This window comes from Prosthecobacter sp., assembly GCF_020439865.1.
In the GTDB taxonomy this organism is placed as follows: Bacteria; Verrucomicrobiota; Verrucomicrobiia; order Verrucomicrobiales; family Verrucomicrobiaceae; genus Prosthecobacter.
On the sequence record NZ_JAGRPF010000029.1, the window covers coordinates 23,308 to 36,395 of the forward strand.

The following is a 13,088-nucleotide window of genomic DNA, read 5'->3' on the forward strand; positions in this document are numbered from 1 at the left end:
ATTTAACTCATAAAGCATGAGCGCAGGGGCCTTGCAAAGCTAATTCTGCATGTCCATCATCACGCCATGAAAGACGACCCTTCCCTGCCCGCCGACGCACGCTTCGAAACGCGCGCCATTCATGTCGGCCAGGACTACCGCAGCGAGACCGGCGCAGTGATTCCGCCGATCTACATGACCTCCACCTTCGAGAGCGGAAATCCCACCGGCTTCGACTACACACGCTCCGGCAATCCGAACTTCCGCAACCTCCAGTCCACGCTCGCCAGCCTCGAAAACGCACAGCACTGCACCGTCTTCGCCAGCGGCCTCAGCGCCATCTCCGCCATCCTGTTCTCGCTCAAGGCGGGTGATCTGATCCTGTCAGAGCAGCAGATCTACGGCTGCACCTACCGCATCTTTGAAAAGGTGCTGCGTCGCTTCGGTGTCACCATCAAATACGCCAACCTCTCCAATCCGGAGAACTATGAGCTCATCACACGGCTCAAGCCAGCGCTGGTCTGGCTCGAATCGCCGACGAATCCGCTGCTGAAGATTCTCGACATCAAGGCGCTCAGTGCCGCCGCACACAGCGTTGGCAGCGTCGTCGCGGTGGACAACACCTTCGCCTCCAGCCTGCTTCAGCAGCCGCTTGATCTCGGCGCCGATCTCTCTCTGCTCAGCACGACGAAGTACACCAACGGTCACAGCGACAGCCTGGGCGGCGCGGTTTGCTCAAACTCCGACGAGTGGCAGGAGAAGATGATCTTTGCCCAAAAAGCCATCGGCCTGCAGCCCAGTCCATTCGACGCCTGGCTCATCTCCCGTGGCGCCAAGACCGAAGCCGTGCGCATGGAGCGCCACTGCTCCAACGCCCTCGAACTCGCGAAGCGACTCGACGATCTCAAGGCACGCAAGGGCCGCAAACGTGTCCGCAGTGTGAACTACCCCTTCCTGCCGAGCCATCCGCAGTACAAGCTTGCCAAAAAGCAAATGAAGGCCGGCGGCGGCATGCTCCTGGCCGACTTCGGCCTCAGCTTCAGCGACACCCTCGCTTTCATCCGCCGCCTGCGCCTCTTCACCCAGGCCGAAAGCCTCGGCGGCATCGAAAGCCTTGTCGCCCATCCCGCCAGCATGACCCACGCATCGATTCCCAAAGACGCGCGCGAAGCCGCCGGCGTCACTGACGGTCTTGTGCGTTTCTCCGTCGGCATCGAGCATGTCGAGGATTTGTGGGCGGACATTGACCGCGCTCTGGCGAAGAAGTAAGGACGGCGCTTTCTCCTTTGATGTCCGATCTTCTCAAACACCCTCTTTGCCACGCCGAAGACCTCGGCAAGGCGATCCCCGATCACGACCTCGGTGTGTCCGTGTGCCTGCCACTGTGGAAGCATGTCGTCGGTTATGAAGAGGGCGATCAGGAGATCGTCTCGAAGTTCAAATCCGGCTATCCGCGCTTCTGCTGCCCGCCGGCGATCACACGACTGTTTGAAGCGGCTGAAAAGGAATTCGCAGGCGCAGGCGAACGCTGCCTTGTCTTTCCGCGTCTCGTGCATGCGGAACGCTGCGTGAAGTTCATCGAAATCGGCCGCGCCGTCGAATGGACCGCACATCAGCTCGGCGTCGCTGTGTTCCCTGCCGACAGCTATGTGAAAGCGCGCAAGTTCTGGCGCTTCTGTGGCGAGTGCGTGAGCACCCGCCAGGCCTGCGATGCCTTGGGCGAGCACAGGAGCGAAGCGACGGCTGAAGAAGGCAAAGCAGCCAATCGCATCATTCGCGAGCGCATCGCGCAGCTCGCCGATCAGCAGCCGGAGGACGTGTTTCTCTTTCCGTCCGGCATGGCGGCCAACTTTGCGGTGCATCGCATGCTCACGCATCTGTTTCCCAGCCGCAAAACGGCGCAGCTCGACTTCCCGTATGTCGATGTGCTGAAGCTTCAGCAATTCTTCGGCAGCGGTGCGCACTTCCTGCCGCTTATCAAGGACAGCGAGTATGATGATCTCCGCGCGCTCCTGCAAAACGAGCCGCTCGCGGGCATTTTCTGCGAGGCGCCAAGCAATCCGCTGCTCCGCTGCGTCGATTTCGAGCGCCTGCTCGCCATTCGTGCCGAGGCGCAGCCCGGCGTGCCGATCATCGTCGATGACACGATCTCCACCGTTGCACATGTCGATGCGCATCGCGTCGCTGATGTCGTCACCACGAGTCTGACGAAGAGTTTCTCCGGCGTTGGCGATGTTCTGGCCGGCAGCGTTGTTTTGAACCGCAAATCACCGCATCACGCCGCCTTCTCCGCGTTCCTGACCGCAAATGCCGATCACGAACTCTGGCGCGGTGATGCAGTGGCGCTCGAACTCAATAGCCGCGACTTCGTCCAGCGCGCCACGACGATGAGCCGCAACGCGAAGACGCTCGCCGATCATCTGCGTTCGCATCCCAAAGTGGATCGCGTGTGGCATGCCGCGAATGAAGGTGGGCGCGGCTACGAACTCATCCGCCGCGAGAACGGTGGCTACGGCTGCCTGTGCTCCTTCACGCTGAAAAACCCGGAACACACCAGCGCGACGTTCTACGACGCCCTCCGCGCATGCAAAGGCCCCAGCCTCGGCACCAATTTCACACTCGTGTGTCCCTACACCCTCCTCGCACACTACGAAGAGCTCGACTGGGTCGAAAGCGTCGGTGTCAGCCGCTGGCTCATCCGTGTGTCCGCCGGACTGGAGGACACACAGGAGCTGATCACGCGCTTCGACGAAGCGCTGGCGCTCGTTTGATCACTTCCTTGATCGCCACAGGAAGAGCAAAAAGTTTCCCAGCCCGCTGAACTTGAACTTCGGGTCAACCCAGCGTTCGATCACGTAGAATGCGAAGTAGTAGGCGCGGCAGAAACCCCACACGCACAACGCGAGCAGCAACGCATTGCGCCAGCTCCAGTTCTCGATGAGCAGGACTGCCGCGGACATCAGGCCGATGACAAGGAATAGCCACCCCTTGAGCCACATGGCCTTGGTGGATTGGAGATCGCGCATGGTGAGACGTAGCTCCGGCTGGCAACGAATCAGCTACTTCTTCTCCAGCCTCACATAATCGAGCCCGACCATGTTGGAGGGCACGGCATTCGGATTCGGCGGGGCGAGGGTGAAGGTGAGCTGGTGCTCGCCGGCGGTGAGTTCATGTGTGCCCCACTCTTTTTCGCCGGTGTGGATGACCTTCGATGCGTTGTAGCCATCGAACGACGACGCCACCGGTTTGCCATCGAGCGTAATGCTGACGACGCCATAGTCCTTGGCCATCGTGAGCGCTCCGTAGAGCGTGTATTTGCCCGCTTCTTTGACCGGGATGGCCAGCGTGAGCTTCTGATCTGGCTTGCCACCGGTCCACCAGAGCTGCGCGCCGCCGCTCCACTCGCTGCCAAAGCCGCCCATGCCCTGCTTGCTCGTTTTGCCGCCGGTGATTTCGAGCACTTTGAGCGATTCACCTTCGAGCGCGCCTTCGACGGTTTTCGCAGGACCTTTGGCACCACCCGCAGCGGCGCCACTCTGAAGATACTTCACCAAATCAATCACCTGCGCGGGCTGCAGGGCATCAAACAGCCCTTCTGGCATCGTGCTGAGCTTCGAGACCTCGCGCTTGGCGATGTCCGCCTGCGGCAGCGTGAATTCCACGCCGCCCATCATGGCGATCTTCACGGCGGCAGGACTTTCGTCCTTGATGACACCGCTCATGACGCGGCCGTCCTTCATGGTGAACAAATTGAGCTGGTAGGCCTTGCCGATCACCGCGTTGGGATCGAGCACGTTTTCGAGCAGGTAGTTCAGATCGGCGCGATTGCTGCCGGTGATGTCGGGGCCGACGTTCTGGCCTTCGCCGAAGAGTTTGTGGCATTGGCCGCAGGTGGCGGTGTAGAGCATCTTGCCCTTCGCGAGATCGCCTTTGGCCAGTTTGGCGGGCGTGAGGAGGTCGCGATACTTTTTCGTGCGCTCGGCGAGGTCGGCTTTGGGCGCGTTCACATCGCCCCACGCGGATTTGATCAAGGCGTTGACCTCCTTGTCATCGAACGCGGTGAGCTGGCGCACCAAAAACGGTGACAACGCCGTCGCTGGCACCGTCTTGGCTTCCACCGCCTTCAGCAACGCCTTCGCGCCTTCCTTGGTCGAGGCGAGCGTGTTTACCGCATCGGGCACGACTGCTGGTGAGAGATCAGGAAGGAGTTTTGCCACGACCGCGGGTGTGTTGGGGTCTTTGAGGGCGGCGAGCGTTTGAAGCAGCTCGCGCTGCGAGGAAGGCGTGATCATCGGCTTCCAGGAGAGCATCTGCTGAAGCAAGGGTGCCGTCTTCGCATCTTTGCGCATCGTGAGGATCTTCAACGCGTTGCCGCGTTCGCTGGCTTTGTCAGCGGTCAGCAGTGCACGCAGTTCATCCAGCGCGGAGGAGATTCCCATCAGGCCTTCGATCTCCGTGAGGATTTGCTGCCGCCGGTCTTCGATTTTCGCCGTCACACCTTCAAGAAGCTTGGCACGCAACGCAGGCCACTCCTGCGGTTGGGCAACGGTGTTTCCGGACAGCCCGGCTTGCAGAACGGTGTTGATCAACGTGGCGCGTTGATCGGCCTCCTCGGTCGCCGCCGCCAGCTTCAACAACTCTGTTCGACCCGCTTCCTCCGAACCCATGCGCCGGTAGATGAACTCCGTGACCTTCGGCATCTTCGACGCCTTCGCGAGCTGCATCCCCACCGCCGGGTCCGCCGCCACCACCGGCTCGATGCCATACCAGATGAGCAGCGGGATCATCGGATCGTCCTTGTCCTCGCCATGCTTGAGGAGTGCGGTGGCAATGGGGGCGCGTTTGTCGATGGCGAGATGCTGCAGCAACGAAGCAACTTCTCGACGCACAACTGGTGATTGATCTTGTTGAGCAAGATTTTTGAGTGATTCCAGCCGGGGATTCATCAGTGAAGTTCGCACCGCCCAAGCCCGACAGGTTTCCAATTCCTTATTCGGTTCCGGCACCTCTACTTCATAGTTCCTATTTCCTGCCATGATGAGGCTTGTTGAGAGCCAGCAGTAACGAATTGTAGAACGCTCCGAAAGTACGCTTGTCTTTAACGCCGATTCTTGGATTGGAATGATTTTATGTCGGTCAATTTCCACTCTCTCGCTGAGCACCCTTCTAGCCATCCGTGACTCCCACTCGTTCTCCGTCTGCACCGCGAGCTTCGCGAGGGCTTCATCGGTTTCATTCGCGAGATCACCCTTCCACGGTTTCCAGCCGTCGTAGGTGATGCGGTAAAGCCGCCCATTGCTCCGATCCCAGTGCTCCACGGCGCCGCTGCCGCGGTGGCAGATTTGCTGGTCGCTCCAGTCGCTGACGTAGAGCGCGCCGTCGGGGCCGACCTTCTGCGTCACCGGAATGAAGTGCATGTCGTTCGCCCGCATGAAATCGCTGCCATGCTTGCCGACGTAGGTGCTGGCGTGCGGGTCGGTGTAGTTCGCGACGAGGCGATGGCCGTGGAGGTTGCCGAAGAGGAGCTGGTTGCGATACGTCGGCGGGAAGAGGCTGCTCTGGTAGATAGCGAGGCCGCAGTGCGCGTGACCGCCGCCGAGCGCGTTGGTGTCGTTGTTCATCACGCCTGCGCCGGTCGTTTTGTCGAAGGTGACATCGGGGCGCGGATTGCCGGCGTAGTGCGCGTGGTCGGCGATGGTCTTGATGTCCTCGTAAGTGTGCGCGTTGAAGTGCTGCCCGGCTTGCCGTTGATACCGTCCGCCGGGCACGATGTGGTAGAGATGCGGAATGACGCAGGCGGTGACGAAGAACTCGCCGTACTGGTCGTAATCGAGCCCCCAAGGATTGCTGGTGCCGTGCGCGAAGATTTCAAACTCATGCCGCACGGGATGATAACGCCAGATGCCCGCATTGATCGGCTGGCGCTGATCGTCCGGCGTGCCAGGCTTGCCAACAAGGCTGTGCGTGAAGACGCCATGGCAGCCATACAACCAGCCATCCGGACCCCAGATGAAGCTGTTGAGCGTTTCGTGCGTGTCCTGATTACCCCAGCCGTCGAGGAGGGCGTAGGCAGTGAAGTTGAGGCCGGGGACTTGCGGGATCGCTTTTCCAAAGAGACCCGCTTCGGCCGCATCCGGCTTGTCATCATGATCCCGATCAGGAATGAACATCAAATACGGCGCAGCGCCGACCCAAACGCCGCCGAAGCCGAGCTCGATGCCGCTGACGAGATTCAGGCCTTCGCAGAAGATCTTCTTCGTTTCGAAAACGCCGTCGCCGTCCTTGTCCTCGAGAATCTTGATGCGGTCCTGACCGGCGCCGACTTCGCGCGGTTTCGGATAGCTGTTGCCTTCCACGACCCAGATGCGGCCGCGCTCATCGAAAGCGAAGGCGATCGGCTGCACGAGATCGGGCTCTGCGGCGATGAGCTCGGCTTTGAAACCGCCGGGGAGTTGCATGGACTTGAGCGCATCGGCAGGCGACTGGCCTTTGGCATATTCGGCCTGTGGCTTGAGCGCGGGACCGTAGAGCTTCTTCGGCGTGAGGTCGGCAGTCGTGTCCTTCCTCTCCTGCGTGAGGATGAAGACGCCGCCTTTGTTGCCAACGACGATGTCGGGCAGCTTGTCGCCATTCACATCGCCGACCTGCACATCGACGCCGACGCCGCTCTCGGCATCGACGAGATGCGGGACGAAATCGACACCGCCTTTGCCATCGCGCTTCGTTTGATACCAGTAGATGACGCGTGCGCCGCGCTCATCGGGATCGTGGCCGTTGTGAGCCCAGTAGCGCTTGCCGGTGACGATATCCTGGATGCCATCGCCATCGATGTCCGCGAGATACGCCGCGTGCGGCTGGGAGAAGACGATGCCGTAGTCGTTGTCCTGCGGCTGCTCGCTCGCGAGCATGACGCGGTTCCACGTGGGCTGATCCGGAGCGGGCTTGTGTTGCAGGAAAACCGACACGCCGTAGCGATGCGCGGCCAGCGAGGTGAAGACATCGCTCGTGCCGTTGCCGTCGAAGTCATACGCAAACATCTGCGCACCACCGCCGACACCAGCAGCGAAGTTGTGCTGCGTCCATTGGTCGGTGCCGTTGTTCTCCCACCAGCGACGCGCTTCGAGCAGATCGAGCTTCCCATCGCCGTTCACATCGCCGACTCCGAGGCCGTGGGTGAACTTCGCCACCTTCATGTCGTCGGTGACGGCGACGAAGGGCCATTTCTCGGTCGGCTTGGCCCAGTTCGGAGCGAACCAGCCGAACTTCCCGCCGGTGCTGCATACGATCTCCGGTTTGCCGTCGCCGGTGATGTCGGTGAAGACGGGCGATTCGTTGTCCACCACGTCGGCGACGATGTGCATGGGCCACGGCTTGTCGTCGTGCACGCCGGGGTTCAGGTAAAGCCGCGCTTCTTTGCCGGGGAAGCCGAGGATGAGGATGTCGTTTCGTTTGTCCGCATCGAAATCGTGGACGTAGGCGAAGAAGTTGTCCGAGTAGCCATTGATGCTGAAAATCTTCGGCTCGTAGTAGGCGTGCTTCTTTTCAAAGGCCGGCCCCTCCCACCAAAACGGCCCGGCCACGACGTCCGGTTTGCCGTCGCCATTGATGTCGCCGATCGCGGCGCCCTCGGAGTAAAAGTCACCGTGCAACTGCTGGCGCTTCCAGGTGATCTGCGTGGCGGCGTGAAGGCTGGAGGCCGCGAGAAGGACGAAAAGAATGCTTTTCATGGTTGGGAGAAAACCAACGCTATCAGAAATGGGCGTTGGCAGACAAGTTTTATGCGCCATCGGCCATCTGGAGGAAAGTTGGCGTTGGATTTTTTCACCACAGAGTTCACAGAGAGGCACCGAGTTCCGAAATTCATGTCTCTGTGATTCTCCGTGATCTCTGTGGTAGTTTGAACCCATGCCGCCTGTCTTCATCCTCAGCGAAGAACCCATCCAGCCCGCACAGACCGTCTTTAAGGCGGGCGAGGGCGCGGAGACGCAGTTTCTCGGCACCGTGCGTGGTGAGGAGGAGGGCAAACCAATCTCCGGCATTGATTACAGCGCCTACCTGCCCATGGCGGAGAAGATGCTGCATGAACTCGTCGAGCGTGGTGAACGCGAGCACGGCCCGCATCGCGTGTTCATCCAGCATCGCCTCGGCTTCGTGGCCGCCGAAGAGCCGAGCATCGTCATCAAGGTGCGCACGAAACACAGCGCCGAGTCCTTTGAGCTGTGCCGCTGGTACTTGAAGGAGATCAAAACCCACGTGCCGATCTGGAAGAAGCCTGTCTTTGCGCAGTGACTCTGAACATCAAAAACCGATTGCCCGGGTTGTTTTTCCAGCTACATGCACGGCCTCAACCCACCAAGGAGGTCGTCATGGCAAAGAACCAACACACACACGAAGAAAACGACCGCTTCTGCTTTCTACGAGCGGAGCAGTAAACGTCGCCGGGGATTCCCGAGCGAAACGCAGGTGAAGCGCGGCGTGCGCATCGTCGGCGGAGACAAATGGCTGGAGGAAAAGCTGGGACGCAGGGACCTGTGCCCGTGCGGCTCGAACCGCCAGTTCAGGCATTGCTGCCTCAAATCGGGCCGCTTTCGACGGCAGCACCCGCGACATCTTTTTTCCGCGAGTGAGCCTCGTCTGCCTTCAAAGCGGCGAAGAGCGGCACTGTGGCTTGCGGTGGCGCGGATGCTTTTCAGTATCCGCGCATATCACCATGCCCACGCCCCCTTTCCACTACCAGCCTCTTCTCGAACTCGGCGCCGACGACACCGAATACCGCCTGCTGACGAAGGAACACGTCCGCGTCGAGAAGGTCGGCGACAAGGAACTGCTCGTCGTCGATCCCGAAGCGCTCACCTTGCTGGCAAACCAGGCGTTTCATGACATCAATTTCTTCCTGCGTCCGAAGCACCTGAAGCAGGTCGCCGCCATCCTTGATGACAAGGAAGCGAGCGAGAACGACCGCATGGTCGCGCTCACGATGCTCAAGAACGCCGACGTGGCCTCCGCGGGCCTGCTGCCGTTCTGCCAGGACACCGGCACCGCCATCATCATGGGCAAAAAAGGCCAGCAGGTCTGGACCGGCGGTGGTGACGAAGGCGCGCTGTCGAAGGGCGTCTATCTCGCCTACACGGAGAACAACCTGCGCTACTCACAGAACGCTGCGCTGGACATGTTCACCGAAAAGAACACGGGCACCAATCTGCCCGCGCAGCTCGACATTTACGCGACCGATGGCGAAGCGTACAAATTCCTCTTCATCGCCAAAGGCGGCGGCTCGGCGAACAAGGCCTTCCTATATCAAGAGACCCGCGCCGTGCTGAATCCGAAGAGCATCGTGAAGTTTCTCAGTGAAAAGATGACCTCGCTCGGCACCGCCGCGTGCCCGCCGTATCACCTGACCTTCGTCATTGGCGGCACCTCGGCGGAAGCAACGATGAAGCACGTCAAACTGGCCTCGACGAAGTATTACGACAACCTCCCCACCACCGGCAACGAGCACGGCCGTGCTTTCCGCGATGTCGAACTCGAGGCGCAGATGCTCGAGGAAGCACGCACCTGCGGCATCGGCGCGCAGTTTGGCGGGAAATACTTCGCGCTCGACGTTCGCGTCATCCGCCTGCCGCGTCACGGCGCGTCGCTGCCCATCGGCATCGGCGTTTCGTGCTCCGCCGACCGCCAGGCGAAGGGCAAGATCACGAAGGACGGCGTCTTCATCGAGAAGCTCGAGACGAATCCGCTGCAATACATCCCCGAGGAGCTGCGCCATCGCAAAGACACCAACGCCGTGCGCATCGACACGAATCGCCCCATGGCCGAGATCCGCGCCGAGCTGAGCAAGTATCCCACCACCACGCGCCTCCTCATCAACGGCCCCATCATCGTCGCGCGCGACATCGCGCATGCAAAACTCAAGGAGATGCTCGATGCAGGCAAGCCGCTGCCGGATTACTTCAAGAACCACCCCGTCTATTACGCCGGTCCCGCCAAAACGCCCGCCGGCATGCCCAGCGGCAGTTTCGGCCCCACCACCGCGGGCCGCATGGACAGCTACGTCGATCTTTTTCAAAGCCACGGCGGCAGCATGGTCATGATCGCGAAGGGAAACCGCGGCCAGCAGGTCACCGACGCGTGCAAAAAGCACGGCGGCTTCTACCTCGGCAGCATCGGCGGCCCCGCCGCCATCCTCGCCAAGGAAAACATCAAGAAGGTCGAAGTCGTCGAGTTCCCCGAACTCGGCATGGAAGCCATCTGGAAGATCGAAGTCGAGGACTTCCCCGCCTTCATCCTCATCGATGACAAAGGAAACGACTTCTTCCAGACCGTCGGTCCGGGATGCTCGGTGAAGCATTGAGGATATCATCCAGCCTGAACAGTTCCCGTTAGAAGCATCCAGCAAACACTCGCCATGGCGATTCAACCCAAAGACGCACATCTCCTTTGGGGCAAAGCCGCCGGTCGATGCTCGATGCCAGATTGTAGAAAACCCTTGGTATCGGTTTCGGCAGAAGAAAAAGCCCCGAACAATGTGATAGTTGGCGAAATGGCGCACATTGTAGGCCGCAAAAATTCGCAAGTTAATGCACGGGGCATATCAACGTTGCCTGTCAGTGAAAGGGACAAGTATCCCAATTTGATTCTTCTTTGCCCAACGCATCATACACTTATCGACAAAGACGAGGCCGACTGGCCAATAGAACGCCTCCACACGATTAAGCGCGAACACGAGCTGTGGGTTGAGCAGCAGTTGGGAAAGGAAATTGATCTGCAACTCCAGATTTACGATGACTTCATAGATCGAGTGGCCTTGGCGTTCAGGTTGGAGAACTGGGAATGGCTTTGCGATTGCCTGTTTAGAAAAATCATGCCTGTCGATTTCCCCGAAGACGTCTATCAGATCGGGTTTGAACACTTCCGGTCGATCATGCCAGGACGAGATAAACATTTCGAGGCATCCCTCTCAAATCTAATCACCCGATCTCGCGCTTATCTCGACTATTATATGTCTGAATCAGAAATGATTCCTGGTGACCCACGAATTATGCCAAGAAAACGCTACCGTGATGTGCCGGAGGACGACTTCGAAACGAAGCAAAAAGCAATAGCTGAACACATGAAATGGGATCGTAACACGACCATGCTTCTTTTTAACTTTGTGCGTGCATTAAACGAGTTCTGCGAGGTTGTGCGAAAAGACCTAAGGCCGAGTTTCTTTGCGCGAAAAGGCCTGTTCTGCGTCCATGACTTCATGGGGTTGATGGGTGCCACACTCACAGAGACATGGCACATCCCGCCAAGGTATTTTGAACAAGAAGAGTTGGATGCCCCATACGAGCCTCAGACCTGATATTGAAGATTAGGTCGAGCCGGAGGCTCGAAAGAGATTAGCCGGTGGTGAGCCGAGCGAAGCGAGACAGCCAGCCGAAGGCTGCCCGAAGGGCGAGCACAGCGAAGCAACGTCGCGAAGCGACCGGGAACCACCGGACACGAACCGCCCCATCGTCCCCGATTTGGGATGGTGGGGGTGCTGATCCGGTGGTTTCACCATCGGCTATCATCTTGCGAACCTCCGGTTCGCCCATCAAGGTCACGATATGAACCGATGCCACCTTCTGCTGTTTCTTGCCATCCTGTTCGGATGGCGAGTTTGGGCGGATGATGTTCCAACGGTCTCGGCCAAACTCATCACCACCTGGGGCAAGGAAGGTGAGGCGCCGGGGGAATTCAACATCCCCATCGGCGTCGCATTGAATGCGGCGGGTGAGGTGTTTGTCACCGACCATTACAACAACCGCGTGCAGAAGTTCGATGCGGACGGGAAACCGCTGGCGCATTTCGCGGTGCTGCCGAATCCGGGCGGGATCACGGTGGACGGGGACCGGCTTTACCTCACACATTTTCCGGCGTCGCGCATGATGAAGGACAAGGTGCCGGATCGTGTGAGCGTGTATTCGCAGGACGGCAAGTTAATCCGCGAATGGGGATCAAGTGGCACGGGCGACGGGGAGTTCGATTTTCCCGGTGGCGTCGCCGTCAGCAAGAGCGGCGAGGTCTTCGTGGCGGACCAGACGAACCGGCGTGTGCAGGTGTTTGATCGCGAGGGGAAATTCCTGCGCAAGTGGGGCGAGTATGGCGTGCAGCCGGGGCAGTTCGGCGGGAACACGAATCCGAAATCACGCGTGGGCGGGCCGAACTTCGTCATGCTCGACAGCGCGGGCGATGTGTTCACCACCGAGGCGAGCGTGGGCCGTGTGCAGAAGTTTTCACCGGAAGGAAAGCCGCTGCTGGCGTGGGGCACGCTGGAGGACAAGCCGGGCGGCTTTGGCGGCCTGTTCACCGCGTTCAACGCGAAGCTCGTCGGGCCGATTGGCATCGCGATGGATGCGCACGGTCGTCTGTGGATCACAGCGGTGAGCGGTCGCGTGCAGTGCTTCACACCGGAGGGAAAATACCTTGGCGGCTTCGGCGACACGCAGGGCACGGAGCCCGGTCAGTTTTATGCGCCGCACGGCATCGCGATCAGCCCGCGCGGCGAGATTTTCGTCGTCGATAGCTACAACCATCGCGTACAGAAGTTTGAAATCGTCGAGAAGTAGGCTCTGAGTTCCGCCATGCCCAACCGACCCATCCGTGTGACAATTTGGAACGAGTTCGTCCACGAACGCGAGAATTCCGCCGTCGCGGCCATTTATCCGAACGGCATTCACGGGGCGCTGGAGGAGGCGCTGTCGAAGCATGGCGATTTCCACGTGCACACGGCGACGCTCGACGAGCCGGAACAGGGCCTCTCCCAATACGTGCTCGATCAAACCGACGTGCTGCTGTGGTGGGGACACGCAGCGCATGACCAGGTGCTGGATGAAACGGTGACGCGCGTGCAGGAACGCGTGCTTGCGGGCATGGGATTGATCGTGTTGCACTCCGGACACTGGTCGAAGGTCTTCAAACGCCTCATGGGCACGAGCTGCGCGCTGTGCTGGCGCGAGGCCGGCGAACGCGAACGCGTGTGGGTGGTGAATCCGGGGCATCCCATCGCCGCGGGCATCGGCGACTGCATCGAGATCGAGCAGTCGGAGATGTATGGAGAGCCCTTCGGCATTCCGACACCGGAC

9 protein-coding genes and 1 pseudogene are annotated in these 13,088 nt (G+C 59.9%); 8 read left to right on the forward strand and 2 right to left on the reverse strand.

Features of this window, described 5'->3' with window-relative positions:
* Positions 1-66: 66 nt before the first annotated feature.
* Together KDL09_RS02765 and KDL09_RS02770 are read left to right on the forward strand one after the other, a co-directional pair.
* Entirely contained in the window at positions 67-1,248 is a 1,182-nt protein-coding gene (locus KDL09_RS02765; RefSeq protein ID WP_294381066.1) for a PLP-dependent aspartate aminotransferase family protein, read from the forward strand.
* Positions 1,249-1,268: 20 nt separating this feature from the next.
* A complete protein-coding gene (locus KDL09_RS02770; protein WP_294381068.1) occupies positions 1,269-2,750 on the forward strand; it encodes a PLP-dependent transferase in 1,482 nt (493 codons plus the stop codon).
* On the opposite strand, the gene KDL09_RS02775 is transcribed toward KDL09_RS02770, so the two are convergent.
* Complete coding sequence (locus tag KDL09_RS02775) at positions 2,751-3,005, reverse strand: hypothetical protein (protein WP_294381070.1); 255 nt, start codon at positions 3,003-3,005, stop codon at positions 2,751-2,753.
* A gap of 33 nt (positions 3,006-3,038) precedes the next feature.
* A complete protein-coding gene (locus KDL09_RS02780; protein ID WP_294381072.1) occupies positions 3,039-7,706 on the reverse strand; it encodes a PVC-type heme-binding CxxCH protein in 4,668 nt (1,555 codons plus the stop codon).
* Positions 7,707-7,884: 178 nt separating this feature from the next.
* Here KDL09_RS02780 and KDL09_RS02785 point away from each other — a divergent pair, with 178 nt between their 5' ends.
* The 6 genes and pseudogenes from KDL09_RS02785 to KDL09_RS02805 all read left to right on the forward strand — a co-directional run.
* Entirely contained in the window at positions 7,885-8,268 is a 384-nt protein-coding gene (locus KDL09_RS02785) for a molybdenum cofactor biosynthesis protein MoaE (protein ID WP_294381074.1), read from the forward strand.
* Between the two features lie 45 nt (positions 8,269-8,313).
* A pseudogene (locus tag KDL09_RS25145) lies at positions 8,314-8,529 on the forward strand (hypothetical protein); the annotation flags it as partial.
* 160 nt (positions 8,530-8,689) lie between these two features.
* Positions 8,690-10,330 (forward strand): fumarate hydratase, encoded by a 1,641-nt coding sequence (locus KDL09_RS02790; protein ID WP_294381076.1) that lies wholly within the window; start codon positions 8,690-8,692, stop codon positions 10,328-10,330.
* 54 nt (positions 10,331-10,384) lie between these two features.
* On the forward strand, positions 10,385-11,323 hold the full coding sequence (locus tag KDL09_RS02795; RefSeq protein WP_294381078.1) for an HNH endonuclease: 939 nt from the start codon (positions 10,385-10,387) through the stop codon (positions 11,321-11,323).
* A gap of 247 nt (positions 11,324-11,570) precedes the next feature.
* Complete coding sequence (locus KDL09_RS02800) at positions 11,571-12,572, forward strand: hypothetical protein (RefSeq protein ID WP_294381080.1); 1,002 nt, start codon at positions 11,571-11,573, stop codon at positions 12,570-12,572.
* 15 nt (positions 12,573-12,587) lie between these two features.
* Positions 12,588-13,088: ThuA domain-containing protein (locus KDL09_RS02805; RefSeq protein ID WP_294381081.1), on the forward strand; the 501-nt coding region annotated here is incomplete at its 3' end.

Excerpts from the sequence above, each read along its gene's own strand:
- KDL09_RS02785 (WP_294381074.1), top strand. The coding sequence starts at position 7,885 with ATGCCGCCTGTCTTCATCCTCAGCGAAGAACCCATCCAGCCCGCACAG.
- KDL09_RS02770 (WP_294381068.1), top strand. The coding sequence starts at position 1,269 with ATGTCCGATCTTCTCAAACACCCTCTTTGCCACGCCGAAGACCTCGGC.
- KDL09_RS02775 (WP_294381070.1), bottom strand. The coding sequence starts at position 3,005 with ATGCGCGATCTCCAATCCACCAAGGCCATGTGGCTCAAGGGGTGGCTA.
- KDL09_RS02765 (WP_294381066.1), top strand. The coding sequence starts at position 67 with ATGAAAGACGACCCTTCCCTGCCCGCCGACGCACGCTTCGAAACGCGC.
- KDL09_RS02795 (WP_294381078.1), top strand. The coding sequence starts at position 10,385 with ATGGCGATTCAACCCAAAGACGCACATCTCCTTTGGGGCAAAGCCGCC.
- KDL09_RS02780 (WP_294381072.1), bottom strand. The coding sequence starts at position 7,706 with ATGAAAAGCATTCTTTTCGTCCTTCTCGCGGCCTCCAGCCTTCACGCC.
- KDL09_RS02790 (WP_294381076.1), top strand. The coding sequence starts at position 8,690 with ATGCCCACGCCCCCTTTCCACTACCAGCCTCTTCTCGAACTCGGCGCC.
- KDL09_RS02800 (WP_294381080.1), top strand. The coding sequence starts at position 11,571 with ATGAACCGATGCCACCTTCTGCTGTTTCTTGCCATCCTGTTCGGATGG.